This window comes from Streptomyces sp. NPDC032091, assembly GCF_055580265.1.
The window spans coordinates 1-25,959 of sequence record NZ_JBVILR010000007.1; the positions used below are offsets into that span (position 1 = coordinate 1).

At 74.9% G+C, this 25,959-nt stretch carries 15 protein-coding genes, 2 tRNA genes and 1 pseudogene; 8 read left to right on the forward strand and 10 right to left on the reverse strand.

All coding sequences use genetic code 11. The features are described 5' to 3' along the window. Positions 1–519: 519 nt before the first annotated feature. Positions 520–1,056: a MarR family winged helix-turn-helix transcriptional regulator gene (locus ACZ5NJ_RS13420; protein WP_468764980.1), complete on the reverse strand. Its 537-nt coding sequence runs from the start codon at positions 1,054–1,056 to the stop codon at positions 520–522. Positions 1,057–1,179: 123 nt separating this feature from the next. Here ACZ5NJ_RS13420 and ACZ5NJ_RS13425 point away from each other — a divergent pair, with 123 nt between their 5' ends. Then, positions 1,180–2,481 (forward strand): MFS transporter, encoded by a 1,302-nt coding sequence (locus ACZ5NJ_RS13425; RefSeq protein WP_468765241.1) that lies wholly within the window; start codon positions 1,180–1,182, stop codon positions 2,479–2,481. Between the two features lie 62 nt (positions 2,482–2,543). Here the strand turns inward: ACZ5NJ_RS13425 and ACZ5NJ_RS13430 are convergent, their stop codons facing one another. Together ACZ5NJ_RS13430 and ACZ5NJ_RS13435 are read right to left on the reverse strand one after the other, a co-directional pair. Beyond that, positions 2,544–4,277 (reverse strand): ATP-binding SpoIIE family protein phosphatase, encoded by a 1,734-nt coding sequence (locus tag ACZ5NJ_RS13430; protein ID WP_468765243.1) that lies wholly within the window; start codon positions 4,275–4,277, stop codon positions 2,544–2,546. 170 nt (positions 4,278–4,447) lie between these two features. Then, complete coding sequence (locus tag ACZ5NJ_RS13435; protein WP_468764981.1) at positions 4,448–5,866, reverse strand: NAD(P)/FAD-dependent oxidoreductase; 1,419 nt, start codon at positions 5,864–5,866, stop codon at positions 4,448–4,450. A gap of 342 nt (positions 5,867–6,208) precedes the next feature. Here ACZ5NJ_RS13435 and ACZ5NJ_RS13440 point away from each other — a divergent pair, with 342 nt between their 5' ends. Both ACZ5NJ_RS13440 and ACZ5NJ_RS13445 read left to right on the forward strand, forming a co-directional pair. Next, positions 6,209–6,979, forward strand: coding sequence for a TetR/AcrR family transcriptional regulator (locus ACZ5NJ_RS13440; RefSeq protein WP_468764982.1), 771 nt, complete (start codon positions 6,209–6,211; stop codon positions 6,977–6,979). A 259-nt stretch (positions 6,980–7,238) separates the two neighbouring features. Next, positions 7,239–9,242, forward strand: a complete 2,004-nt coding sequence (locus ACZ5NJ_RS13445; RefSeq protein ID WP_468764983.1) for a sigma-70 family RNA polymerase sigma factor — start codon at positions 7,239–7,241, stop codon at positions 9,240–9,242. Here the strand turns inward: ACZ5NJ_RS13445 and ACZ5NJ_RS13450 are convergent. After that, the gene (locus ACZ5NJ_RS13450) at positions 9,229–12,438 is read right to left on the reverse strand and encodes an AfsR/SARP family transcriptional regulator (RefSeq protein ID WP_468764984.1); all 3,210 of its coding nucleotides are present in this window, start codon (positions 12,436–12,438) and stop codon (positions 9,229–9,231) included. The genes ACZ5NJ_RS13445 and ACZ5NJ_RS13450 overlap by 14 nt on opposite strands. A gap of 265 nt (positions 12,439–12,703) precedes the next feature. On the opposite strand from ACZ5NJ_RS13450, the gene ACZ5NJ_RS13455 reads away from it, so the two are divergent. After that, complete coding sequence (locus tag ACZ5NJ_RS13455; protein ID WP_468764985.1) at positions 12,704–13,882, forward strand: S53 family peptidase; 1,179 nt, start codon at positions 12,704–12,706, stop codon at positions 13,880–13,882. A gap of 2 nt (positions 13,883–13,884) precedes the next feature. On the opposite strand, the gene ACZ5NJ_RS13460 is transcribed toward ACZ5NJ_RS13455, so the two are convergent. After that, positions 13,885–16,116, reverse strand: coding sequence for an asparagine synthase-related protein (locus tag ACZ5NJ_RS13460; RefSeq protein WP_468764987.1), 2,232 nt, complete (start codon positions 16,114–16,116; stop codon positions 13,885–13,887). Positions 16,117–16,769: 653 nt separating this feature from the next. Here ACZ5NJ_RS13460 and ACZ5NJ_RS13465 point away from each other — a divergent pair. The 4 genes from ACZ5NJ_RS13465 (at position 16,770) to ACZ5NJ_RS13480 (ending at position 22,411) form a co-directional block, all read left to right on the forward strand. Beyond that, on the forward strand, positions 16,770–18,458 hold the full coding sequence (locus tag ACZ5NJ_RS13465; RefSeq protein WP_468764988.1) for a sporulation protein: 1,689 nt from the start codon (positions 16,770–16,772) through the stop codon (positions 18,456–18,458). A 20-nt stretch (positions 18,459–18,478) separates the two neighbouring features. Further along, positions 18,479–19,711, forward strand: coding sequence for an L-2-hydroxyglutarate oxidase (lhgO, locus tag ACZ5NJ_RS13470; protein ID WP_468764989.1), 1,233 nt, complete (start codon positions 18,479–18,481; stop codon positions 19,709–19,711). 523 nt (positions 19,712–20,234) lie between these two features. Further along, on the forward strand, positions 20,235–21,083 hold the full coding sequence (gene trmB / locus ACZ5NJ_RS13475) for a tRNA (guanosine(46)-N7)-methyltransferase TrmB (RefSeq protein ID WP_468764990.1): 849 nt from the start codon (positions 20,235–20,237) through the stop codon (positions 21,081–21,083). A 41-nt stretch (positions 21,084–21,124) separates the two neighbouring features. Further along, positions 21,125–22,411, forward strand: a complete 1,287-nt coding sequence (locus tag ACZ5NJ_RS13480; RefSeq protein WP_468764992.1) for a PrsW family intramembrane metalloprotease — start codon at positions 21,125–21,127, stop codon at positions 22,409–22,411. Positions 22,412–22,429: 18 nt separating this feature from the next. Here ACZ5NJ_RS13480 and ACZ5NJ_RS13485 read toward each other — a convergent pair whose 3' ends face one another. The 5 genes and pseudogenes from ACZ5NJ_RS13485 to ACZ5NJ_RS13505 all read right to left on the reverse strand — a co-directional run. Beyond that, the gene (locus ACZ5NJ_RS13485) at positions 22,430–23,518 is read right to left on the reverse strand and encodes a M23 family metallopeptidase (protein WP_468764993.1); all 1,089 of its coding nucleotides are present in this window, start codon (positions 23,516–23,518) and stop codon (positions 22,430–22,432) included. Positions 23,519–23,801: 283 nt separating this feature from the next. Then, positions 23,802–25,016, reverse strand: coding sequence for a PP2C family protein-serine/threonine phosphatase (locus ACZ5NJ_RS13490; RefSeq protein ID WP_468764995.1), 1,215 nt, complete (start codon positions 25,014–25,016; stop codon positions 23,802–23,804). A 114-nt stretch (positions 25,017–25,130) separates the two neighbouring features. Next, positions 25,131–25,204 (reverse strand) — tRNA-Met (locus tag ACZ5NJ_RS13495). Positions 25,205–25,405: 201 nt separating this feature from the next. After that, positions 25,406–25,478 (reverse strand) — tRNA-Lys (locus tag ACZ5NJ_RS13500). A 184-nt stretch (positions 25,479–25,662) separates the two neighbouring features. After that, positions 25,663–25,959, reverse strand: a pseudogene (locus ACZ5NJ_RS13505) (DEAD/DEAH box helicase); the annotation flags it as partial.

Consider the following 25,959-nt stretch of genomic DNA (forward strand, 5'->3'; position numbering starts at 1 on the left):
ATAAGACCGACTGACCACAACGTCCTCGCTGTGTTTGGTTGCCTGCCAGTGCCCGAAGGCCCGACAGGTCTTTTTCAAAGGAACCTCATCCACCGAAGTGGACGGGGTATCAACTTCTGGCGTTGATTTTTGGCACGCTGTTGAGTTCTCAAGGAACGGACGCTTCCTTTGTACTCACCCTCTCGGGCTTTCCTCCGGGCTTTCGTTCTTTCTTCGTTTCCGACTCTATCAGATCCTTTCGGGCCTGACCCCCAGTCAGCGGGGTTTGTCTTCCGGGCTGTTGGGCCCTTCCGACTCCTGAACTCTAGCGGATTTTCCCGGCAACCGATAATCGGGCCTTCGGAAATTGATTCGGGCATGCCGAATTCGTTCCCGGTGGGAGATCGTGCTGAGTAGGTTGCCGCAACGAGGCGGCGGATGTGCTGACCCCGGAACCTTCCGGCGCTGGGGCAACTCGAAGAACCTTACGGATCAGCAAGGGGCGTGTCAACCCGGGAGGTCAGGCCCCTCGGAGGCCGGTCAGGGGCGGGACTGGAGGTCCTCCACGCGGTCCAGGACCCGGGTGAGCATGTCCCCGAGGACCCCGCGCTCCGCAGTGGAGAGGTCCTGGAGGAGGTCCTCCTCGAACACCGTGGCCGCGCGCATCAGGTCCAGCCACTTGCTGCGGCCCCCGTCCGTCAGCTCCACGATCACGCGGACCCGGTTGGACTCGTCGCGCTCCCGGGTGACCAGGCCCTCGGCCGTCATGCGGTCGATCCGGTGCGTCATCGCCGCCGGCGTGAGGCCCAGCTGCTTCGCGAGCTCGCTCGGGCCCATCCGGTACGGGGCGCCCGAGAGGACGAGGGCCTTGAGGACCTCCCACTCCGCGTTGCTGATGCCGAGGGCGGCCGTCTGGCGGCCGTACGCGACGTTCATGCGGCGGTTCAGGCGGCTGAGGGCCGAGACGACCTTCTCCACCTGGGGGTCCAGGTCCTGGAACTCGCGCTGGTAGACGGCGATCTGCTCGTCGAGGCTCGGCTCGTGGGCCGGCGTCTCGCCGTCGGGGGTGTCAGGCATGGTCCGAAGTATCCCATGAACCCGTTGGCGTCTAACTCCTTCGATGTGTAGAGTTAAGCATCGAACTTTAGGTATGAAGTCTTCAGGCTTCAGTTATCAGGCAGGTGAGAAGTGACCAAGGTGATGGGCGCCGCGATGCGGCGGATCCAGGCCGGGAACGCGCTGACCGCGTTCGGCATCGGCTTCACGGTTCCGTTCCTCTACATCTATGTGGCGCAGGTGCGGGATCTCGGCTCCATGGCCGCCACGAGCGCGTTCGTGGCGTTCGCCCTGGGTGCTCTCATCGCACTGCCCTTCACCGGCCGGGTCATCGACCGGCGTGGTCCGGTCCCCGTGGTCATGGGGGCGGCCGTGGCCGCTTCCGCGGGGGCGCTGGCCCTCGGGCTGTCCACCGGCGTCGTGCCGATCCTGCTGTCCGCCCTGGCGCTGGGCGCCGGTCAGGCCGTGATGCAGCCGGCGCTGGCCACGATGATCGTGTGGTGCTCGACCCCGTCGACCCGTACGCGGGCGTTCGCACTGCAGTTCTTCATGCAGAACCTGGGTCTGGGCATCGGCGGGCTCGCCGGCGGCCAGATCGTGGACGTGACCCGTCCCGCGAGCTTCACCCTGCTGTTCGGCATCGAGGCCGTGATGTTCCTGGTGCTGGCCGCGGTCATCGCGACCGTGCGGATGCCGCAGGCGCCGAGCATCAAGGACGCGATGCCCAAGGACCCGTCCCAGGCGGCCGGCGGCGGCTGGAAGCGGCTGCTGCGCCACAAGGCCATGGTGCAGCTGTGTCTGCTGGGCTTCGTCCTCTTCTTCGCCTGCTACGGACAGTTCGAGTCGGGTCTGGCCGCCTTCGGTACGGAGGCCGCGGGGATCTCCCCGTCCACGCTCGGGTTCGCGCTGGCCGCCAACACGGGTGCCATCGTCGTGGCGCAGTTCGCGGTGCTGAAGCTGGTCGAGAAGCGCCGTCGGTCGCGGGTCATCGCGCTGGTCGGGCTGATCTGGACCGTGGCGTGGCTGATCGCCGGGTTCTCGGGGCTGGGGCACGGGAGCGCGACGATGGCCGCGGCGGCGTTCGTCAGTACGTACGCGCTGTTCGGGATCGGTGAGGCGATGCTCTCGCCGACGCTGGCGCCGCTGGTGGCGGATCTGGCGCCGGAGGGGTCGGTCGGGCAGTACAACTCGGCGTTCGCGCTGGTCAAGCAGATGGCGCTGGCGCTGGGGCCGCTGGGTGTGCCGCTGGGCGCGGGGGCTCCGATGCTGTACGTCGGGATCTTCGTGCTGGTCTCGCTGGGGATCGCCGGTCTGGCGCTGCGGCTCGGCAGGCAGCTGAGCCCGGTGCAGGACAACCCGTCGCTGCTGGGCGGCCGGGTGGTGGCGCAGGGTCCGGCGGTGGCCGGCAAGGATGCGGAGCGGCCGGCGCAGCGGGTGGCCGCGTAAGCAGGTGTGGGAAGGGGGAGGCCCCGGTCCTTTGGGACCGGGGCCTCCGTCGTTCTCCGGGGTTATTTGTCGGGGAGGGCGAATTCGCACCAGACGGCTTTGCCGCCGCCGGGCGTGCGGCGGGATCCCCAGGCGGAGGCGATGGTGGCGACGATCGAGATGCCGCGGCCGGTTTCGTCGGCCGGTTCGGCGCGGCGGCGGCGCGGGAGGTGGTCGTCGCCGTCGGTGACCTCGACGATCAGGCGGCGGTCGGTGCGGCGCAGGCGCAGTCGCATGGGCGGGGTGCCGTGCTGGAGGGAGTTCGCGACGAGTTCGCTGGCGGCGAGGACGCCGAGGTCGCTGAGCTCGACGGGGAAGCGCCAGGAGGTGAGGACGCCCTGGGCGAAGGCGCGGGCGCGGGGGGCGGCCTCGATGCCGCCGAGGAGTTCGAGGGCGGCGTTGTGGAAGAGCTCGGCGTCGGCTCCGGTGCGGGCGGGCTGCTGGAGGACCATGACGGCGACGTCGTCGTCGTGGTCGGCGTCGACGCCGAGGGCGCGCATGAGCCGGTCGCAGATGATCGCGGGGGTGCCCTGGGCTCCGGCGAGGGCGCGTTCGAGGGCGGAGACGCCTTCGTCGATGTCCTCGCCGCGGCGTTCGACGAGGCCGTCGGTGTAGAGGACGGCGGTGGAGCCGGGGCCGAGGGCGATGGTGCCGGAGGTGTGGAGCCAGCCGCCGGTGCCGAGCGGGGGGCCGGTGGGGTCGGCGGCGCGGCGTACGGTGCCGTCCTCGTCGCGGACGAGGATGGGGAGGTGGCCGGCGGAGGCGTAGGCGAGGAGGCCTTCGTTGGGGTCGTGCACGGCGTAGACGCAGGTGGCGATCTGGCTGGCGTCGATCTCTGCGGCGAGGCCGTCGAGGAGCTGGAGGACCTCGTGCGGGGGCAGGTCGAGGCGGGCGTAGGCGCGGACGGCGGTGCGCAGCTGGCCCATGACGGCGGCGGCGCGCACGCCGCGGCCCATGACGTCGCCGATGACGAGGGCGGTGCGGCCGGCGCCGAGGGTGATGACGTCGTACCAGTCGCCGCCGACGGCGGCTTCGGTGCCGCCCGGCTGGTAGGTGGCGGCGATGCGGAGGTCGTCGGGCTGTTCGAGTTCCTGGGGGAGGAGGGAGCGCTGGAGGGTGACGGCGGCTTCGCGCTGGCGGCGTTCGCTGGCGCGGAGGCGGTCGACGGCTTCGGCGTGGTCGGTGACGTCGGCGAGGTGGACGAGGATCCCGGTGTGGTGGGGGTCCGGGCGGCCGTCGGCGTCGGCTTTGGGGAACCGCACGGGGGTGCAGGTGACGGTGTAGGAGCTGCCTCCGCCGGGGGCCTGGCGGTTCTTGGCGGTGCGGGGTTTGCCGCTGCGCTGGACCTGGTCGAGGAGGGGGAGGAGGCCGAGGTCGCCGAGTTCGGGGAGGGCGAGGTGGGCGGGGACGCCCGTGGTGCGGGGGCCGAAGCCGGCGGTGTAGGCGTCGTTGACGTAGGCGACGCGGTGCTCGGGGCCGTGGACGAGGGCGACGAGGGCGGGGAGGAGGCCGAGGACCTCCTGTACGGAGAGCTCGTCGAGGGCGGGTACGGCGGGGAGCGGGGCGGTGCCGGTGCCGGAGACGGTGGCTTCGGCCGGGGTGCCCTCGGGGGGCGTGACGGGGTGGGCGGCGGCGGCGCCGCGGGCTGCCGGGACGGAGCCTTCACCCCTTTTGGCCTGGGCTGCGGCGTGCTCGTTCCGCGCGGCGGCGCGGCGCTGCGTTCCGGGAAACCGGGCGCTCCAGCGCGTGAAGTTCACTGCGTTCAAGCCTCGTGGTGTCGCAAGTGGTCGCGGTGTCTCCTCCCGGTGGTGGGAGGTGCCCCGTGTGGTCGGTCGCTTGCTGCTGTTCACTCCGTGGGGCGTCACTCTGTGCAGGTGTGAGCCCACCTATGGTCACACGTCCAGTGTGGCGGACGGCACTGACAACGTCAGCCCTTGCCGTCTTCCGGGGGGTTGGGGGCGGGGCGCGGGGGGTGGTGCGCGGGGCCTCCGCCGGCGGCGAGTTCGAATTCTGCCCTGGGGTGTTCGAGGGATCCGAGGGAGACGATCTCGCGGGTGAAGAGTCCGGCGAGGGTCCATTCGGCGAGGACGCGCATTTTGCGGTTGAAGGTGGGGACGCGGCTGAGGTGGTAGGTGCGGTGCATGAACCAGGCGGGGTAGCCCTTGATCTTGCGCCCGTAGACGTGGGCGACGCCCTTGTGGAGGCCGAGGGAGGCGACGGAGCCGGCGTATTTGTGGGCGTATTCGGTGAGCGCCTGGTCGCGGAGGGCGGCGACGAGGTTGTCGGCGAGCTGTTTGGCCTGGCGGACGGCGTGCTGGGCGTTGGGGGCGCAGGTGCTGCCGGGGGTTTCGGCGGTGATGTCGGGGACGGCTGCGGCGTCGCCGGCGGCCCAGGCGTGTTCGACTCCTTCGACGGTGAGGAAGGAGGTGCAGCGCAGGCGGCCGCGTTCGTTCCGGGGGAGGTCGGTGGCGGCGAGGAGGGGGTGGGGTTTGACGCCGGCGGTCCAGACGACGGTGCGGGTGGGGAAGCGGGCGCCGTCGCTGAGGACGGCGACGCGGTTCTCGCAGGATTCGAGGCGGGTTTCCAGGCGGACGTCGATGTTGCGGCGGCGCAGTTCGCGGACGGTGTAGGTGCCCATTTCGGGGCCGACCTCGGGGAGGATGCGGTCGCTGGCCTCGACCAGCACCCATTTCATGTCCTCGGGTTTGATGTTGTGGTAGTACCGGGCCGCGTAGCGGGCCATGTCCTCCAGTTCGCCGAGTGCTTCGACGCCGGCGAATCCGCCGCCGACGAAGACGAAGGTGAGGGCGGCGTCGCGGATGGCGGGGTCGCGGGTGGAGGAGGCGATGTCCATCTGTTCGATGACGTGGTTGCGCAGGCCGATGGCCTCTTCCACGGTCTTGAACCCGATGCCGTAGTCGGCGAGGCCGGGGACGGGGAGGGTGCGGGAGACGGAGCCGGGGGCGAGGACGAGTTCGTCGTACTCGATCTCCAGGTCGCCGGTGCCCTCGTCGGGGGTGGCGAGGGTGGTGACGGTCGCGGTCCGTTTGGCGTGGTCGATGCGCTGGGCCTGGCCGATGACGATGCGGCAGCGGTCGAGGACGCGGCGCAGGGGGATGACGACGTGGCGCGGGGAGATGGCGCCGGCGGCGGCTTCGGGGAGGAAGGGCTGGTAGGTCATGTAGGGCTCGGGCGTGACCACGGTGACCTCGGCTTCGCCGGATCTGAGTTTCCGCTGGAGGCCCAGGGCGGTGTACATGCCGACGTATCCACCGCCGATGACGAGGATGCGCGTGCGGGGCGGGGTACCGGGGGCGTCGCCCCGCGAGTTAGCAGCCTTCACCATCCCATGACGCATCGTGGCCGGGAGTTTGTCCACAGGCCCGACCGATTGTGTGACCGGTGGGGAGGGTGGGGCGGGGCTGTGGGAGGGACCGGGCGGGGCGGAAAGTGTGCAGGTCAGGCCACACGGAGGGGGTGATTCCGGGGACTTGCGGCGGAAAAGTGGGGGTGAATGCTCCGATCGGGCGGCGCTCCGTCGGGGGCTGCCTCTTCTGAATTGACTCTGGCTCAACTATGTTCGTATCTCGTCGAGGAGTAGGACCAGGGCCCTCATGACCGTGGCCCCCCTCGACACGAAGGCGGGGAGTGTCTCCGGGGGGAGACAGATGATTACCGGGGGATACATATGCATATTTCCGATTTCCATGGTTCTGCAACCGCTCTGTCCGCAGAGAGCGGCGGCCGCGTGATCGCGGGCACGACCACCCACGGCACCGGCCGTTCGACGCCGCTGCGCGTGGACGCCCAGCGCAACCTCGAACACGTCCTGCGCGCCGCGCGCGAGGTCTTCGGCGAGCTGGGCTACGGGGCCCCGATGGAGGACGTGGCGCGCCGCGCGCGCGTCGGCGTCGGGACCGTCTACCGGCGGTTCCCCAGCAAGGACGTCCTGGTCCGGCGCATAGCCGAGGAGGAGACCGCCCGGCTGACGGAGCAGGCGAAGTCCGCGCTGGGCCAGGAGGAGGAGCCGTGGCAGGCGCTCTCGCGCTTCCTGCGCACCTCCGTGGCCTCGGGCGCGGGGCGGCTGCTGCCGCCGCAGGTGCTGCGGGTCGACGCGGCCGAGGACGAGGCCGCCGGTGACGAGGGCGCCGCGCGCGTTCCGCACCAGCGTCAGGCCGTCGCGGGCGGGGCGCCGGAGCTGCGCGTCGTCGGCGCGCGGACCCCGGTCGAGGACGAGCCGGCGGAGGACGCCGGGGCGGGTGCGCTGCTGGAGGTCGTCGGCCGGCTGGTGGACCGGGCCCGGGAGGCCGGCGAGCTGCGGACCGACGTCACGGTGGCCGATGTGCTGCTGGTGATCGCGACCGCCGCGCCCGCGCTGCCGGACCCGGCGCAGCAGGCGGCCGCTTCGGCCCGGCTGCTGGACATCCTGCTGGAGGGGCTGCGTTCCCGTACGGCGTGAGCCGTGCCCGGTCGTTCGTCCGTTCGTCCGTGCCGACGGTCCGGCCGGCCTCCGCAGGGGTGGGGGCCGGCCGGACCGGGGCCGGGGTCAACCGGGCGACGGGAAGGGTCGGTCACTCGAAGGGGTGAGGAGCGGTCCGGCGGTTCGCCGGATCTTCCCCGGACGGGTGGACGGCGCGGAAGCCGGGCCGGGGCACCCGTGCCGTGTGACACGCTGGATCGGTGGACCGGTCTGAGTGTGTCGTGCGGGGGCTTCCGCGATGAGCGTGGACGGACGGGACGAGTCTCCCGGCGGCGTCGGTGGCGCGAGTGGCGAGGCCTCGGCGGGCAGCCTGCCCGCCCGTCAGGTCCCGGCCCAGCGCGAGCCCGGACGCCGGCGCCATGCCGCTCCGGGGCCGCCCGGCGCCGAGCTGCCGCCGTCCGACGGGGACTTGGTCGCCCGGATGCGCGGGGGTGACGACGGGGCGTACGAGGAGCTGTTCCGCCGGCACGCCGATGCCGTACGGCGCTACGCGCGAACCTGCTGCCGGGACGCCCACACCGCCGACGACCTGACCGCCGAGGTGTTCGCGCGGACGCTCCAGGCGGTGCGCGGCGGTGCGGGGCCGGACCAGTCGGTGCGGGCCTACCTGCTCACCACCGTACGGAGGGTCGCGGCGGCCTGGGCGAAGACGGCCCGGCGGGAGCACCTGGTCGAGGACTTCGCGGTGTTCGCGGAGCAGGCGGCCGCCGGTACGGAGAGCGGCGGGGCCCTGGGCGCCCTGTCCGGGGACGACACCCTGGAACTCGGTGCGGACGTCCGGGCGATGCACGAGGCCGAGCGTTCCCTCGCCATGCAGGCCTTCCGGAGCCTGCCGGAGCGGTGGCAGGCCGTGCTGTGGCACACCACGGTCGAGGAGGCCTCGCCGAGTGCGATCGCCCCGCTGTTCGGGCTGAGCGCCAACGCGACGGCGGTGCTGGCCAGCCGGGCCCGGGAGGGCCTCAAGCAGGCGTACCTCCAGGCGCACGTGAGTTCCGCGCTCAGTGCGGGCGGGGACTGCGCCCGGTACGCGGACCGGCTGGGCGCGTACGCCCGGGGCGGGCTGCGGATGCGGGCGGAGCGGGGGCTGCGGGGGCACTTGGAGGAGTGCGCCAAGTGCCGGCTGGCCGCCGGGGAGCTCAAGGACGTGAACGCGGGGATCCCCGCGCTGCTGCCGGTCGCGGTCATCGGGTGGTTCGCCGCCGGGTACGCGGCGAAGGCGGCCGGCGTGGTGGCCGGCGGGGTCGTCGCCGCGGGCGGTGCGGGGGCCGCGGCCGCCGCGGCGGGCGGGTCGTCGGCCGCCGGTGCCGGTGCCGGTGCCGGTGCCGCCGGGGCTGCGGGTGCGGGTGGTGCCGCCGGGGCTGCCGGTGCGGCCGGGGGTGGGACGGGTGCCGCCGGCGGGACGGGCGGGGCGGTGGTCTCGGAGGGGCTGGGGCTGCCCGCGAAGGCCGCCATCGCCGCCGGGATAGCGGTCGCCGCGGCCGCGGGGGTGGTGTTCGCCCTCACCGGGGACGAGCCCGAGCAGGAGGCGAAGCCGGCGCCCGGCGCGGTGGCTCCGGTCGTACCCAGGGCGCCCACGCCGGTGGCGCCCCGGTCGAGCCCGCCCGCGGATCCGGCGCCGGCGGCGGGTGGCCCCGTACCCCCGCCGTCGCGCGGTGCGGCGCCGTCCGTGCCGGCGTCGCGGCCCGCCTCGCCGTCCGTGTCCGCCGCCGCGGCGGTGACTCCGTCGGCGTCCGCGACCGCACGGCCGAAGACCACGCCCTCACCGTCGCCGTCCCGGCCGACGCCCGCGCCGTCGCCGCAGCCCGCGCAGGCCTTCCCGCTGGCTCGGCTCGACCACGCCGCGCTGGGCCGGCACACCGGCCCCGAACTGGAGACCTGGCGCAGCAGCTGGGTGTGGCAGCGGTGGGGGCTGGTGGCCGGCGGGCAGCGGTTCGCGCAGGGGATCACCGTCAACTCGCGTTCCTCGGTGGAGATCACCCTCAACCGGCAGTGCACCTCCTTCTCGGCGCGGGCCGGGGTGGACGGGCTGTCGCTGCCGACCGACGGGACGGTGCGGTTCTCCGTCTACGCCGACGGGCAGCGGCTGTGGCGTTCGGACGCCCTCGGGTACGGGGACGCCCCCGCGGCCGTCGGGGTGCCGCTGGCCGGCCGTTCGACCCTGCGGCTGGTGGTGGAGCAGGCCGGGCAGGGGCACCTGCCGACGCTGGCGAGCTGGGCCGACGCCGTGATCAGCTGCCGCTGACCGCGGTGTGCCGGGCCGCCTCGGCGGCGACCTCGGCCGGGGTCAGGCCGCGGCCCTCCGCCTCGGCTTCGGCGTGGGCGGCCGCGCCGAGGGCGGCGAGGTTGCGTTCCGGGAGCCCCTCCAGGACGGCCTCCTCCGGCACCGAGCGCGGATGGTCCGCGCGCCAGGCGGAAGCCGCCGCGAGGACCCGTGCGCTCGCGGCCGGATGGCCGGCCCCGGCCAGGAACAGGGCCGCCGACTCGGCGAGGGAGGCCAGGACGCGTTCGGCGCAGTGGGCGGCCACCGCCTCCGCCAGGGCGGGCGCGATCCGGTCCAGCCCCGCCTGCGGGCCCTCCTCCCGGGCCGTGAGGGCGGCTTCGACGATGTCCAGCCCGGCCGAGAGCTGCGGGGGCGGGTTGATCTGCGCGGAGTCGGCGCGGGCGTGGGCGCACTCGGTGCGGGCCCGCTCGGTGTCGCCCCGGCGCAGGGCGAGCATCGCCGACAGGAGCCGGGCGAAGGAGCTCATGTCGTACACCCCGCCGTACTGGTCGGCCTCGCGGTCGGCTTCGGCGAGGACCCGTTCCGCGGTGCCGTAGTCCCCGGTGCAGTAGGCCGCCTCGGCGATGCGGGCGAGGGCCAGGGGCCCCTCGATCTGGGCGCCGACCTCGCGGGCCAGGCGCAGGCACTCCTCGTACTCGCTGCGGGCGGTGTCGTACTGGCCGCGGGAGAGGGCGGCCTCCCCGGCGGCGCTGGCGACCTGGGCGCGCATCCAGCGGTCCCCGCAGCGGCGGGCGATCTCGTGGAGTTCGGCGAGGTCGGCGTCGACGGTGTCGAGGCCACCGGTCATGTCGATGGCGTTGTGGGCGCGCATCAGCAGGGTGACGCCGAGTTCCCAGTCGCCGGCGTGGCGGCGGCAGTTCTCCACGGAGCGGGAGAGGTCGGGGAGGAAGCCCTCGGCGTCGCCGATGAGGAAGGCCGTGGCGGGCCAGAGCATGCCGGGGAAGCGGGTGGTCTCCGGAGAGCCCTCGCGGAAGGCCGCCCTGATGCGGGTGGCGACGGCGGCGAACTCGGGCGTGCGGAACCCGGCGGTGCCCTTGCTCTCGGTGAGCAGGAACATGTGGAGGACCTGGAGGCGCATGTACCGCCAGTACGCGGGCGATCCCTCGGGGGCGTCGGTGGGAGTGGCGTCGAGGATCCGGGAGGCCCATTCGGCGCCCTCGGCGCGGTAGTTGCGCAGCCACAGGAACCAGGAGAGGGCGGTCACGAGCCGCTGGGCGGTCTCCAGGTCGGGGTCGTCGGCGGTGGCGGTGTGGAGGGCGGAGCGGAGGTTGTCGAGCTCGGTCTCGACGCGCCGGATCCAGGTGAGCTGCCCGGCGGTGCGCAGCAGGGGTTCGGTGCGCTCGGCGAAGGCCAGGTAGTACGCGGCGTGGCGGCGGGCGGTGGCCCGGGCGTCGTCGGCGGTGGTGGCGAGGCGCTCGGCGGCGTACTCGCGGATGGTCTCCAGCAGGCGGTAGCGCATGCCGTCGGGGTCGGGAACGGCGGTGACGAGGGACTTGTCGACGAGGGAGCCGAGGGTGTGGGCGATGTCGAAGCCGCCGTCGCCGCCGCAGACGGCTTCGGCGGCGTCCAGGTCGCAGCCGCCGGCGAAGGCGGACATCCGGGCGAGGACGGTGCGTTCCGTGGGGTCGAGGAGGTCCCAGGACCAGTCGACGACGGCGCGCAGGGTCTGCTGGCGCGGCAGGAGGGTGCGGGCGCCACCGGTCAGGAGGCGGAAGCGGTCGTCGAGGCGGTCGGCGATCTGGCGGGGGGTGAGGAGGCGCAGGCGGGCGGCGGCCAGTTCGATGGCGAGGGGCAGGCCGTCGAGGCGGGCGCAGATCTCGGTGACGGCGGCCGGGTCCTCGTCGGGGCGGAAGCCGGGGCGGGCGGCGGTGGCGCGGTCGGCGAAAAGCCGGTGCGCGGGGCCGGGCGGGAGGGGTTCGAGGGGGCGGAGGAACTCGCCGGGCACACCGAGGGGTTCGCGGCTGGTGGCCAGGATCCGGACGCCCGGGCAGTGGGTGAGGAGTTTCTCGGCGAGTTCGGCGGCGGCGCCGATGACGTGTTCGCAGTTGTCCAGGACGAGGAGCAGCCGGCGGTGTGCGCAGTGTTCGAGGAGGAGGGCGGTGGGGTCGTCGTCGGCGGGGGTCTTCTCGCGGGCGACGAGGCTGTTCTCGCGCAGGCCCAGGGCGCTGAGGACGGCTCCGGGTACGGCGGCGCCGTGGTCCAGGCGGGCGAGTTCGACGAGCCAGCCGGATCCGGGCCGGGCGGCGGCGGCGTGCTCGGCGAGGCGGGTCTTGCCGGAGCCGCCGGGGCCGGTGAGGGTGACGAGGCGCACGCGGTCCAGGTCGTCGGCGAGGGCGGCGAGTTCGGGCTCGCGGCCGACGAAGGAGGTCAGGCGGGGGCGGAGGTTGCCGCGCGGCGGGGCGGGCGGGGGCGGCGGGGGCCGCAGGAGTTCGGTGTGCAGGGCGCGCAGCTGCGGTCCGGGGTCGGTGCCGAGGCCGTCGGCGAGCTCGCGGCGGGTGGCTTCGTAGGCGGCGAGGGCGTCGGCGGGGCGTCCGGCGGAGCGCAGGGCGCGCAGGTGGAGGGCGCGCAGGGCTTCGTCGTACGGGTGCTCGCGGATCAGTGCCTCGATCTCCGGGAGGAGCGCGGCCGGGGCGGTGGCGCCGCCGCGCAGGTCGGCTTCGACACGGTCGCGCAGGGCTGCGGCGCGGCGGGCCTCGGGGGCGGCGGCGTGGGCGGTGCGGGCGGGCTCGGGGAGGTCGGCGAGGGCGGGGCCGCGCCAGAGGGCGAGGGCCTCTCGGAGGGTGCGGGCGGCGGTGGCGGGGTCGGTGGCCAGCTGTTCGGCGCCGAGGGCGGCCAGGCGGGTGAAGCGGTGGAGGTCGACGTCCTCGGGGGCCGCGGTGAGGCGGTAGCCGCCGGCGGGGTCGGTGCGGATGCTGTCGTGGGAGCCGAGGGTGCGGCGCAGGCGGGCGACGAGGGCCTGGAGGGCGGCGGGGGCGTCCTGGGGCGGGTCGTCGCCCCAGACCTCGTCGACCAGGACGGCGACGGGGGCGGGGGCCGGGGTGCCGGCGCGGAGGGCGAGGGCGGTGAGGAGCGCGCGCAGGCGGGCGCCGCCGGGGGTGAGGGGGGCGCCGGTCGTCTCGTCACGCGCCTCGGTGCCGCCGAGGATGAGGTACCGCACCGGGTCATTCTGCCGTGCCGCCGCGCCGGGCCGCGGGGGGTTTTCTCCCCGCCCCCCGCCCCTTCGCCCTCTTCAGGGGCTCCGCTCCGGGCCCCGCGCCGCCATCGCCGGCGGGGTTGGGATCCGCCCGTGGGGCGAAGGGGATGGGCCGGGTGGCGGGGTGGGGGCGTGTCGGCCGGGCCCCGGGCGGTGGCGGCGAGGACAGTGGCGCCCGCTCGGGCTCGCCCCGGCCTCCCCTCCCCCAGCGCCGTTCTGAAGGAGCGCCATGCACAGGCGTCTGATCAGTTCTCTGGTGGCCGCCGCGGTGGCCCTCGCCGGCCTGGCCGCCGGCTCCGCCGCCGCCGCGCAGCCCGGTCCGGGCGGTCCGACGTCCCGCCGGGTCTGCCCGGAACGGAACGTCCCCGGCAAGGCGTTCTGCCTGTCGATGGTCCGGACGGACCTGCCGGCGCGGCCGAGTCTCCTGCCGGGCCGACAACCGGAGGGCCTGTCGCCGCAGGACATCCGGGGTGCCTACGGACTACCGCCCTTCGGCGGGAGCGGGCGCAGGATCGCCATCGTCGTCGCCAACGACTACCCCGAGGCGGAACAGGACCTGGCGGTGTACCGGCGCCAGTTCCACCTGCCGCCCTGCACCACGGCCAACGGCTGCTTCCGGAAGGTGTACTCGACCGGCACCAAGCCGGCCACCGTGGACCCGATCTGGGCCCTTGAGGCCGGGCTGGACATGCAGGCGGTCAGCGCCACCTGCCCGGGGTGCGGGATCACCCTCGTGGAGGCTCCTACGGCGTTCATCGTCAGCTCCCTCATGCCCGCCGTCGACATCGCCGGCTTCCTGCCGGGGGTGACGGGCGTGAACGGCAGCTGGGCCATCGCCGAACAGGCGGCCGAGGGCAACCTCGACTCCCACTTCCGCCCCGGCCTCGTCTACACGTTCGCCTCGGGCGACGTCGGGGGCGTGCCGGTCTACCCGTCCGTCTCGCCCAACGTCACCTCGGTGGGCGGCACCAAGCTGACCCGCGCGTTCAACCTGCGCGGCTGGACGGAGAGCGCCTGGTCCGGCACGGGCGGCGGCTGCTCCCCATACGAGCCGCAGCCCGCCTTCCAGCAGGGGTTCGCCCCCTGCGCCACCCGCTCCACACCCGACATCTCGGCCGTCGCGGATCCCGACACCGGTATGGCCGTGTACGTCTCGACCCCCGGCAACCCCACCGTCGGCTGGCAGGTCGTCGGCGGCACCAGCCTCTCCTCCCCGCTGGTCGCGGGCATGTACGCCCTCGCCGGCCGGCCCGGCCCGGCCGACCGCCCCAACTCCTACCCGTACGCCCACCCCGGCGCCTTCCACGACATCGTCACCGGCGTCGCCGGCCCGTACGCCGCGGTTCCCGGATACGACCGGGCCACCGGCATCGGCACCCCCCGCGGCCTGCGCGGCCTGCGGCGGTAGGGCTACCGCCCGGCCGGGCGCGGCAGTGACGGCAGCGCCGACGGGGTGAGCCGCGGCAGCGGGGTCGGGAGGGGTGGGACCGCTCGGCGGTGGTGGGTGGTCGTGCCCGTCCAGCAGGTGCCGCGGCGGGACATCAGCCTGCGGAGCCACAGTTCCATCGAGACGAGTTCCGCCAGCCCGTCGAGCGGCACGGGCCGCCCGTCGGCGGCGTCGGTCAGGGCCTGCCGCACCACGCGGGCCTCGACCAGCCCGGCGTCGGCCAGCAGCGGTGCGTCGAAGAGGGCCAGCAGGGTGGCGAGGGCGGCGCGCAGGCCGAGGCGGACGGCGGTCTCGTTGGGGCCGGGGGCGGTGACGCCCCAGCCGGGCGGGAGTTCGCGGACCCCGGCGGAGGCCAGCACGCCCCGCAGGATCTCGGCGCGGGCGCCGGGCTGCACCCGCAGGGATTCGGGGAGGGCGCGGGCGGCCCGTACGACCTGGTTGTCGAGGAACGGGGCGTGCAGGCGCTGGCTGCGGACCTCGACGGCCTGCTCGAAGACCCGGTGGTCGGCGGCGTGGCGGGCCAGCAGCGCGCGGGCGCGGGCCTCGCCGGGCCGCAGCGACAGCGGGGGGCGTCCGGCGGCGGCGCGCAGGCGGATCGATACTTCCGCCAGTGCTTCCCCGGTCAGCCAGCCGGCCGCCGGTCCGGGGCGGGACCAGGTCAGGGCGGCGAGGGAGGCGTCGACGGGGCCCGATACGGCGGTGGCCACTCCGCCCTCGCGCAGCCGGGCCGCCGCGGCTTCGATGCCCGCGCGGTACGGCGTACGGGCGAGGCGGCGGGCGGCGGAGTAGACGGAGAAGGGGACGAGCAGGGGGCCTTCGGGGGCGGAGCGGGCGAGGGCGGCGACGGGGCGCAGCAGGTGGCGGCGCCGGCGGTCGAGCAGGAGGTCGGCCATGCGGGCGGGGTGGGCGTCGAGGACCTGGCGGGCGCCGTGGCCGGTGAAGTGGTCGGCGGAGCCGGCGGCGAGGCGGCGGCGGTCGCGGGGGGCGGTGACGAGGCTGGGTCCGGGTTCGTCGGTGAGGGGGCCGTCGAGGTCGGCGTACGGGAGGGCTTCCTCGGCGGCGGCGACGACGACGTGGTGGAGGCGGGGGTCGGCGGCGAGGGCGTGGGCGCGTTCGAGTTCGCCTTCGCGGCCGCGCGGGGTGGCGAGGTCGTTGAAGGTGACGGCGAGGAGGCGGGAGCCGGAGCCGGGGAGGGTGCCGGGGGCGCCGGGGAGTCCGGCGGCGAGGAGGGCGAGGGTGGCGGAGGCGGTGCCGCCGGAGAGGTCGGCGCCGACCCCGGGGGCGGGGGCGCCGCGGGCCGCGCGCCGGTCGGCGGGGCCCATTCCGGGGACGGGTCCGGGGTCGGGGAGGAGGGCGTCGGGAGCATGGCGGGGTGCCGTGAGCCGGGCGCGCACCGCGGCCGTCAACGCTTCCCGCACTCCCTCGACCGCCCCCTGCGGATCGGCCTCGGGGGCGGCGACGGCGAGGGAGGCCACGGGTTCGTACCCGGTGATCTCCCGGGAGCCTTCGCGCAGGATGAGGGCGTGGCCGGGCGGGATGCGGCGGACGCCGACGTACGGTGTGCCGTCGCCCAGCGCCTCGGGGCTGTCGGGGCAGGCGAGCAGCGCGGCGAGGTGGCCGATGTCGAGCTGGGCGGCGATGAGGTCGGCGAGGGGGAGGGCGGCGGTGGCGTACGCGGTGCCGCCCGCCCAGGGGGTGTAGAAGACGGGGCGGGCGCCGGCGAGGTCGCCGAGGACGGTGATGCGGCGGCCCGTCTGGACGACGGCGGTGTAGCTGCCGGGCCAGTCGGTGAGGTGGCGCAGGGCTCCGCCGCGGGCGGTGGAGAGGGCGCGGCGCAGTTCCTCGTCGCCGGCGCCGCAGCAGCCGAGGACGGCGAGCCGGGTGAAGGGGTCCGCGGGGTCGGCGGTGATGGTGCGGACCTCGTCGGGGCGCCAGTCGCCGACGGCCCAGAGGGGGTCGGGGTCGCCCCACAGGAGCTGGGCGCCGACGGGGTGGACGGTGCGTTCGGCGTCCTGGCCCGCGGGATCGTCGGCGTGGGCGGCGTCGGCGATGCCGCCGCGCGGGGGGTCCGCGGAGGGGGAGCCGTACGCGGATCCGTAGGGGGAGCCGTACCCGCTTCCGCCGCCCGGGCCGGAGACGCGTCCGGCCGTGCCGAAGCTCGCGGCGATACTGCTCCACCCGACCAACCAGCGCACCGCCGCCTCCCCCAGCCCGTGGGCACATGACCGGGGCAACGGGCGGCACGGACGACGTGGTCGGCGCTGTGGGCGCGGCCGGCGGGACCCCGGTGGCTCGGGGTCCATGCTGCCACGAAGCGGGCGTGCGGGAGCGGCTTCGGGGGGCGCACATGTAAACGAACACACCTCGGCCACACGGTATTTGGCGTTCCGTTCCCACCGCCCCATAGGTCGGTTTCGGCCATTCTTCGGCCGTACTGAGTACCCGTACGCGTCCTCGCGCGGGGGGCGGCGGGAGGCCGCGGGGCGCGGTCCGGGAGGCCTGATCACGCCCCCCGGACCGTTCCGCCACCCGCGGGGATTGAGGCAGCGGCATCCCCCGGCCTGCCGGATCCACCCGGCGGGCCGACCCACGCACGGCACATCGAATCGCCGGGCCCCGGGTGCGGCCAGAGCGCACGGCCGGGCGCACGGCCACACGGCCGGAGCACGATCCGAGGCGTACGCCCCGGGGAGCGGGCCCGGGCGGACTGTGCATACGGACAACAATCCCGCCATACGGAACGGGAGGCCTTAACGCTTGGGAGGCGGGGAACTACGCTGGGTTTACGAAATGCCGGGCGCCTATGCCCCGGCGGCGTCTGCGTTCCGCGTGTGACGAGGGGTGGCGCATGTCCAGGGAGCTCCGCGAGCCCAACGAGAAGCTCGGCGCCGTCCTCGCCCTGGCGGGCATCAGCAACGCGGGGCTGGCCCGGCGGGTCAACGACCTCGGAGCGCAGCGCGGTCTGACGCTCCGGTACGACAAGACCTCGGTCGCGCGATGGGTGTCGAAGGGGATGGTGCCGCAGGGCGCGGCCCCGCACCTGATCGCCGCCGCGATCGGCGCGAAGCTGGGGCGGCCGGTGCCGCTGCACGAGATCGGACTGGCGGACGCCGACCCCGCGCCCGAGGTGGGGCTGGCCTTCCCGCGCGACGTCGGCGCGGCCGTGCGGTCGGCGACCGACCTCTACCGGCTGGACCTGGCGGGGCGGCGCGGCGGTGGCGGGATCTGGCAGTCGCTCGCCGGTTCCTTCTCGGTGTCGGCGTACGCGACGCCGGCCTCGCGGTGGCTGATATCGCCCGCGGACAGCTCGGTGGCCCGCGAGCCGGGACCCGCGTCCGACCCGGGGCCGCCCCCGGCCGCCGGCACCGTCTCCGGCTTCGGGTCCGGCTTGTCCGGCTCCGGCTTCGGGTCCGGCTCCGGTTCCGGTTCCGCGGGCAGTGGCGGGCGTACGGCGGCTCCGGCGCGCCCCGCTCCCGCCGCCGCGATCCGGCGCACTCCCGAAACCCCCGCGCAGGGCGTTGTGCCCGCCCGTCCCGGCGCCGAAACCGCCCCGTCGGCCCCGTCGGCCCCGCCGGCCGGCGCGGGGGGGCCGGGCGCTGGGCTCCCGGACGTCTCCCCGCAGCGCGTCGGCCACAGCGACGTGACCAAGCTGCGCGAGGCGGCGGAGGACGCGCGCCGCTGGGACTCCAAGTACGGGGGCGGGGACTGGCGTTCGTCGATGGTCCCGGAGTGCCTGCGGGTGGACGCGGCGCCGCTGCTGCTCGGCTCCTACACGGACGAGGTCGGCCGCGCCCTCTTCGGGGCGACCGCCGAGCTGACCCGGCTCGCCGGGTGGATGGCCTTCGACACGGGCCAGCAGGAGGCGGCCCAGCGCTACTACATCCAGGCGCTGCGGCTGGCCCGCGCGGCCGCCGACGTCCCGCTCGGCGGGTACGTCCTGGCGTCGATGTCCCTCCAGGCGACCTACCGGGACTTCCCCGACGAGGGCGTGGACCTGGCCCAGGCGGCGGTCGAACGCAACCGGGGGCTGGCCACCGCCCGCACCATGAGCTTCTTCCGCCTGGTGGAGGCCCGGGCGCACGCGAAGGCCGGCGATTCGGCGGCGGCCGGGTCCGCGCTGCGGGCCGCCGAGGGCTGGCTGGAACGGTCGCGGGAGGGGGATCCCGACCCGACCTGGCTGGGTTTCTACTCGTACGACCGTTTCGCGGCGGATGCCGCGGAATGTTACCGGGACCTGAAACTCCCCCGGCAGGTCCGCCGTTTCACCGAGCAGGCCCTCTCCCGCCCCACGGAGGAGTACGTGCGCTCGCACGGGCTGCGCCTGGTGGTGAGCGCCGTCGCCGAGCTGGAGTCGGGCAACCTCGACGCGGCCTGCGCCGCCGGCACCCGGGCCGTGGAGGTCGCGGGCCGCATCTCCTCCGCCCGCACCACCGAGTACGTACGGGACCTCCTGCACCGCCTGGAGCCGTACGGGGACGAGCCGCGCGTCGCGGAGCTCCGCGAACGGGCCCGGCCGCTGCTGGTGACTCCCGCGTAGCCCCTATTGTCGGTGGCGGGGTGCAAGATGCAGGGGTGGGAGGTGTCAGCGTGGGCGGCGGCGTGGACTGCGATGTGCTGGTGATCGGTGGCGGGATCGTCGGCCTGTCGACGGCGCACGCCCTGTCGAGCCTGGCTCCCGGGACGCGCGTGACCGTGCTGGAGAAGGAGTCCGGGCCCGCCCGGCACCAGACGGGCCGCAACAGCGGCGTGATCCACAGCGGCATCTACTACCGCCCCGGCTCCCTGAAGGCGCGCTTCGCGGTGCGCGGCGCCGCCGAGATGGTGAAGTTCTGCGCAGAGCACGGCATCCCGCACGAGGTGACCGGCAAGCTGATCGTCGCCACCGACCGCTCCGAGCTGCCCCGCCTGCACTCCCTGGTCCAGCGCGGCCGGGAGAACGGCATCCCGGTGCGCGAGCTGGGCCCGGCGCAGATCGCGGAGTACGAGCCGGAGATCAGCGGTCTGGCCGCGATCCACGTCGGCACGACCGGGATCGTGGACTACGGCCGGGTGGCCGCGCAGCTCGCCGAGTCCTCCGGCGCGGAGATCGTCTACGGCGCCGAGGTGGACCTGATCTCGCGCCGCCCCTCCGCGGTCGCGGTGCGCACCACCTCGGGGCGGGTGGTCCGGGCCCGGGTGCTGGTGAACTGCGCGGGGCTGCAGTGCGACCGGATCGCCCGGCTCGCCGGTGACGACCCGGGCATGCGGATCATCCCCTTCCGGGGTGAGTACCACGACCTGGCCCGCCCCGAGCTGGTGCGCGGGCTGGTCTATCCCGTCCCCGACCCGGCGTTCCCCTTCCTCGGCGTCCACCTCACGCGGGGCATCGGCGGCGGGGTCCACGTCGGCCCGAACGCCGTGCCGGCGCTGGCCCGCGAGGGCTACCGCTGGCGTACGGTCCGCCCGCGCGACCTCGGCACCGAGCTGGCCTGGCCGGGATCCTGGCGGATGGCCGCGCGGCACTGGCGGTACGGGGCCGGCGAGATCCACCGCTCCCTGTCGAAGGCGGCCTTCACCGAGGCCGTACGGCGGCTCCTGCCGGGGGTCACCGAGGCGGACCTCACCCCGGCCGAGGCGGGGGTCCGGGCGCAGGCCGTCCTGCGGGACGGGACGCTGGTGGACGACTTCCTCATCCGCGAGGCGCCGCGGACGGTGCACGTGCTGAACGCCCCCTCGCCCGCGGCCACGGCGTCGCTCCCGATCGGCCGCGAGATCGCCGCCCGCGCCCTGCGCACCCTCCGCGCCGCCTGACCGGGCCCGGGGGGGCCGCCCCCCTGACTCCGCCGAGCCGTCCCAGGCACACCGCTGCGCGGGCGAGGATCCCCTACCCGCCCTTCCTCCGTTCCCTGAAGCTCCGCCCCAGACCCCTCCGGGATCGCAGATCGCCCGCCTGCGGACCGCGTCCTGGGGGCCAGCCCCCAGACCCTCCCCCAGCTACCGCTGGGAGGTGCCCCCAGCGCCTCAATCGCCGGCGAGGCTGAAATGCGCCGACCGGGACTGGAAAGGACCCCCACGTCAAGGACGGCCGAGGTTTCCCGGTCTGCCCGGTCGGGGGCGGGGACGGGGTGGGGTGTCGGCCGGGGCTGAAACGAGATGACTTCGGCGCCCTGGGGAGTTCCACAACCGTGATCCGGCTCGGAGCGCCGAACATCGAAGCCCGCCCGGACGACACCCCACCCCGGCACCGCCCCCGGCCACCCCCGACCCCGCCAACCGCCCGGCCAGGGCAACGGCCCCGGCCCGGAAGCGCCCCCCGGCGTAGAATCGGCGCATTGTGTCTGAGTCCCTGAACCCCCAGCCCAGCAGCCTCCCCGACGCACCGCCGGAGGCACCCGCGCCGGAGGCGTCCGCGTACGTGCCGCCCAAGTGGCGCACCGAGCCCCGCTTCCCCGACGGCCCCGCGCCCGACCCCGCCGGCTCGCACCACGAGCGCCGCATCCGCAGCTTCCAGCCGCGCCGCAGCCGGGTCACCACCGGCCAGGGCGAGGCGCTCAAGCGCCTCTGGGGTACCTGGGGCCTGGACATCGACGGCCGCGAGGTCATCGACCTGGACCGCCTCTTCGACGGCCTCCCCGTGGTCCTGGAGATCGGCTTCGGCATGGGTGAGGCCACCGCCCAGATGGCCGCCGCCGACCCCGGCACGGGCATCCTCGCCGCCGACGTCCACACCCCCGGCCAGGGCAACCTCCTCGCCCTCGCCGAGCGCGGCGGGATGACCAACGTCCGCGTGGCCAACGGCGACGCCATCATCCTGCTCCGCGAGATGCTGCCGCCCGCCTCCCTCGCGGGGCTGCGCGTGTACTTCCCGGACCCGTGGCCCAAGGCCCGCCACCACAAGCGCCGGCTGATCCAGCCGGAGTTCCTCGACCTGGCCGCCACCCGCCTGGCGCCCGGCGCGCTGCTGCACTGCGCGACCGACTGGGAGCCGTACGCCGAGCAGATGCTCGAAGTGCTCACCGCGCACCCGGAGTTCGAGAACACCCAGGCCGACGGCGGCTACGCCCCGCGCCCGGAGTTCCGTCCGCTCACGCGGTTCGAGGGCCAGGGGCTCGACAAGGGCCACGTCGTACACGACCTCCTCTTCACTCGCACAGAACCCAACGCAGAGCCCAAGAACGGATAAACGTCACTCCGGGTGTCCGAGTGGCTCGGTAGGGTCATCATGTGCACCGAGCGCTCTCCCGTGTGCTCGCACGCCCGTCGGGCACGGCCCGCGCGTGCGTGCTCGTCTCCCTGCTCGGCGCGACCGGGGTCGCCATCCTCGAACTCGTGCGGGAGCAGACCGGAACGGCCGGCTTCTTCGTGGGCCTCGGCCTGGCCCTGCTGCCGGTGCCGCCGCTGATGGCGGCGTTCCGCTGGCTGGGCCGGGCCGCGCCCGGCCCGTGGCGCCGGCTGCTGCTTTGCTTCGGCTGGGGGGCCTGCACCGCGGCGCTGATCGCGATACTGGCCAACAGCTTCGCCACGGAGTGGATGGCCGAGGCCGCCGACCCCTCGGCGGCCGACCTGCTCGGCTCCGTGGCGGTCGCCCCGGTGGTGGAGGAGTGCGCCAAGGCAGCCGCCCTGCTGGCCGTGTTCGCCCTGCGCAGACCGCGCTTCGCCGGCCCCGCCGACGGTTTCGTGTTCGCCGGGTTCACCGCGACCGGTTTCGCGTTCACCGAGAACGTGCTCTACCTGGGCAACGCCTTCGAGGAGGACCTGGCCAAGGGCGCGGGCGTGTGGGACTCGGTGACGGCGGCGACCTTCTTCGTCCGGGTCGTCCTCTCGCCGTTCGCGCACCCCCTGTTCACCGTGCTGACGGGCCTCGGCTTCGGCGCGGCCGCGCTGAGCACCCGCCGCGCCCGCCGCACCGGCCTCCCGCTGCTGGGCCTCGCCCTGGCCATGGCGGCGCACGCCCTGTGGAACGGTTCCTCCCACGTGGGGGCGTACGGGTTCTACTGGGTCTACGGCTGTGTGATGGTCCCGGTGTTCGGGCTGCTGCTGTGGCTCGCGGTGCGGATGCGGCGCCTGCGCCTGCACGTCATCGCCGCCGAGCTGTCGGTGTACGCCGCCGCGGGCTGGATCGGCCCGGCGGAGGTCCCGGCCCTCGCTTCGATGCCGGCCCGCTCCCTGGCGCGGGCCCTGGCCCGGCGCACCGGGGGCCGCCCCGCCGCCCGGGCGGTGTCCCGGTACGCGGCGGACGCCGCCGCCCTGGCCCTGCTGCGCCGGCACGCCCGACAGGCCGGGCCGGGCGGGGATCCCGGGTTCGCCGCACGGGAAGGGGAGTTGCTGCGCCGGCTCTGGCTGCGCCGGGCCACGGCCGCGCCCGCCCTGGCCCGGGCGGCGGTGCTGGAGGAACTGCTGCCGCCGTGGTCCGGCCCGCCGGCCGGGACCCAGGCCCGTCACGCGCGGCGGGCCGCCCCGGTCCCCGTACCGGCCCCGAGGCGGCCGGAGTTCTCCGCCGCCCGAGGGTGAGCCGGGGACCGGCCGGGCTCAGACGTCGAGGCCCCGGGCGGTCAGCCAGGCCAGCGGGTCGACGGTCGATCCGCCCTTGCGGACTTCGAGGTGCAGGTGGGCACCGGTGACGTTGCCGGTGGCGCCGACCCGGCCGATGGTCTCGCCCGCACCGACCGACCCGGAGGTCACCGCCATCGACGACAGGTGGCAGTACCAGACCTCGGTGCCGTCGGCGAGGCGCAGCACGATCCGGTAGCCGTAGGCCCCCGACCAGCCCGCCGAGACGACCGTCCCGCCGCCGACGGCCTTGACCGGGGTCCCGGTCGGCGCGGCGAAGTCGAGGCCGGTGTGGTGGCCGGAGGACCACATGGAGCCGGAGTCGCCGTAGTGGGAGGTGAGGGTGTAGGAGGAGGTCGGCAGGGACCAGCCGCCCGAGGCCTTCACGGACCCGCCGCCGCCCGAACCGGTGTCCGCGGCGCCCTTGGTCCCGCTCGGGCCGGCGGCGGCCTGCTCCGCGGCAGCCCGGTCCGCCGCCGCCGTCTCGGCGGCGGCCTTCTCGGCCGCCGCGCGGACCGCCTCGGCCTCCTTGTCGGCCGCCTCCTTGCGGGTACGGGCCTCCTGTGCGGCGCTCTCGCGCGCGGTCTGCTCGGCGTCCGCCCGGGCCTGCGCCTCGGCGGCGTCCTGCTGGGACTCGGCCTGCTGGAGGATGCGGTGGCGCAGGGCCTCGCCCGCGTCGGCGTGCCCCTGGGTCCTTACGTCCTGCCGGTCCTGCTGCCCGCCGTCCTGGCGCCCGTCGGCCTGCCGGGGCAGGGCCACGGAGTCGGCCTGCGCGCCGGCGGTGGCGGAGTGGTCCCCGCCGCCCATCAGGTCGGGGATCGAGGGCATGGATATGGCCATCTGGGGACGGTCCTGCGCGGTGGCGATGCCGCCCGCGCCGACCGCCGCGATCACGCCGACGCCGAGCACGGTCGAGCTGCGGGCGAGTCCGCCGCGCGGCTTGAGCACCCGGTGCTTGCCGCGCGGCGGACGGGCCGAGTCCTCCGTGGGGTTCCACTCGCCCCAGGCACCCGCACCGGGCGTCTCCTGCGTTTCGATGCCTTCGGGGGCAGGCGAGTTGGAGGCCACGGGGGCACGCTCCTCAGGGGCGAGAACGCACACGGGTGCCGTCGTGGGCGACGGCTGGACGACCGCGCTGCGTTATCAAACGGTAATAGACGCAGGGGAGTGATTCCAAGCTGACGCGAATGATCGTTAGTGCCAATCGGCCACCCCCTGAACGCCTTTGACCGCCACATATATCGCCATACGCCGACCAACAGGGATAAAAGGTCCCCGCCACCCTCACCACTCCAGCCACAGCGGTGTGATGACCGGCCGTCAACTCCCCTTGCGGTGCGCGCCCCGTGGGCTACACACGGTCACCGCGCGGTCCGCCTTCGCGGCGCACCACCGGGACCGTCCTCCGGCGCCCCGGCTGCCCCTCTGCCGCCCGCGCCACGGCCAGCAGCGCCATGTCGTCGGTCGCGGCCCCGCCCGTGTGCCGGCGCACGTCGCTGCTGAGCGCGCTCAGCACCTCGTCCGGACCGGGGAAGACCCGCCCCCGCAGCCGGACGGCCGGATCGTAGAAGACCCCCGCCCGGTCCCGCGCCTCCGTCAGCCCGTCCGTGAACAGCAGCAGGGTGCCGCCCGGCGGGAACGGCCACTCCCCCGCCGGCGCGGGCGGGCCCGCGGCCAGCTCCCCCAGGCCCAGCGGCAGTGCGGGCTCGGCCGGGGCCAGGACGGCCAGTCCCCCGTCGGCGTACAGCAGCAGCGGCTCGGGGTGCCCCCGGTTGACCAGCCGCAGCAGCCCGGCGTCGGGCGGGATCTCCGCGAGCACGCACGTGGTGAACCCCTCCTCCGCGTCCAGGCCCTCGCGCCGGGTCCCCTCGCGGGCCAGCGCCCGCTCCAGCCGCCGCGCGAGCCCCTCCAGCGTCGGCTCGGTCTCGGCCGCCTCCCGGAACGCCCCCAGCACCACCGCGACGGCCTCCACCGCCCCCAGCCCCTTGCCGCGCACGTCGCCCACCGCGAGCCGTACCCCGTACGGGGTGTCCTGCACGGCGTAGAGGTCCCCACCGATGAAGGCGTCGGCCTGCGCGGCCTCGTACCGGGCGGCGACGTGCAGCCCCCCGATCCGCTCGGCCGGGGTCGGCAGCACGGCCCGCTGGGCGGCCTCGGCGATCCCGCGCGCCGAGGCGAGCCGCTCGCCGCTGCGCCGGACCACCCGGTTGATCAGCAGGGCCAGCCCGGACACGGTCAGTACGGTGACCAGCTCGGTCAGCGCCTCCGCCTTCCAGCTGGTGCCGTTGTAGAAGTGCAGGCCCACGACCGCCGCCGAGGAGGCCGCACCGGTCAGTGCGGTCGCGCCGAGGCTGAACAGCGGGGCGGCGATCAGCGGGGCGGCGGAGAAGAAGGGGGAACCGGTGAAGCTGGGCGGGGTCAGCAGGTCGAAGACCAGTCCGAGGAGGATCAGCAGGCACGGCAGGACCCGCACCACCCGCCGGGCGGCACCGTCCGCGCTCCCGCCGTTGCCCTGCCGGCCCAACCCCACGCCGCTCTCCTGCCGCCCGGTAGCCCCGCCCCTCAAGGCTGGCTCCCCGGCCCCCGCCCGGCGACCGGGCCGGACCGGTCGGGTGACGGCGTAGGGGCGCCGGACACGACGAAGGCCCGGATCCCATGGGATCCGGGCCTTCGCCTTCAGTAGCGGGGACAGGATTTGAACCTGCGACCTCTGGGTTATGAGCCCAGCGAGCTACCGAGCTGCTCCACCCCGCGTCGGTGAATCCAACTCTACGTCATTCGGGGGACACCTCTTGCCAATTAACCCGCCGGGAGCCCCTCCAGACGGCATCACCGCAGGTCAGAGCCGTAAAAAGGAAACATCTCGCCGGGCCCCGAACGCACGGAGCGCCCCTCCGGTCGAAACCGGAGGGGCGCTCGGGGCAGGTGGAGGGGTCGTCCTCCGCCTGCGGGAGGTAGGCCATGTCGGACTCGAACCGACAACCAACGGATTAAAAGTCCGCTGCTCTGCCAATTGAGCTAATGGCCCTCCATGTGCTCACCCCAGAGCATAGCCGCAGAGGGGCTGCTGGCCGATCGGGTATCGCCGGGTGTGGCTCCGGCGGTTTTCCGCCACGGGGTGCGGGTGGGGTGAAAGCGGCCGGAAATGGGCTCGGCCCCCACCGCACCGGAGTGCTGTGGGGGCCGATTCCTCGTCAGGCGGCGCTCAGGCGTCAGCCGTTGCGCTTCCAGCGGGGCTTGTCGTCGCGGCGGCCACCGAAGGAGCCGTTGCCGCCGGACGGGCGGTCGTCGCGACGGAAGCCGCCACGGTCACCACGGTCGTCACGGTTGAAGCCACCGGAGGGGCGGTCGTCACGGCGGAAGCCACCGGACGGACGGTCGTCGCGACGGAAGCCGCCACGGTCACCACGGTCGTCACGGTTGAAGCCACCCGACGGACGCTCGTCACGGCGGAAGCCACCCGACGGACGGTCATCGCGGCGGAAGCCACCGGACGGACGGTCATCGCG

What these genes read in the sequence shown, in the direction of transcription:
- ACZ5NJ_RS13420 (WP_468764980.1), bottom strand. Translation starts at nt 1,056, where the DNA reads ATGCCTGACACCCCCGACGGCGAGACGCCGGCCCACGAGCCGAGCCTC.
- ACZ5NJ_RS13425 (WP_468765241.1), top strand. Translation starts at nt 1,180, where the DNA reads ATGGGCGCCGCGATGCGGCGGATCCAGGCCGGGAACGCGCTGACCGCG.
- ACZ5NJ_RS13435 (WP_468764981.1), bottom strand. Translation starts at nt 5,866, where the DNA reads ATGGTGAAGGCTGCTAACTCGCGGGGCGACGCCCCCGGTACCCCGCCC.
- ACZ5NJ_RS13440 (WP_468764982.1), top strand. Translation starts at nt 6,209, where the DNA reads ATGCATATTTCCGATTTCCATGGTTCTGCAACCGCTCTGTCCGCAGAG.
- ACZ5NJ_RS13445 (WP_468764983.1), top strand. Translation starts at nt 7,239, where the DNA reads ATGAGCGTGGACGGACGGGACGAGTCTCCCGGCGGCGTCGGTGGCGCG.
- ACZ5NJ_RS13455 (WP_468764985.1), top strand. Translation starts at nt 12,704, where the DNA reads ATGCACAGGCGTCTGATCAGTTCTCTGGTGGCCGCCGCGGTGGCCCTC.
- ACZ5NJ_RS13465 (WP_468764988.1), top strand. Translation starts at nt 16,770, where the DNA reads ATGTCCAGGGAGCTCCGCGAGCCCAACGAGAAGCTCGGCGCCGTCCTC.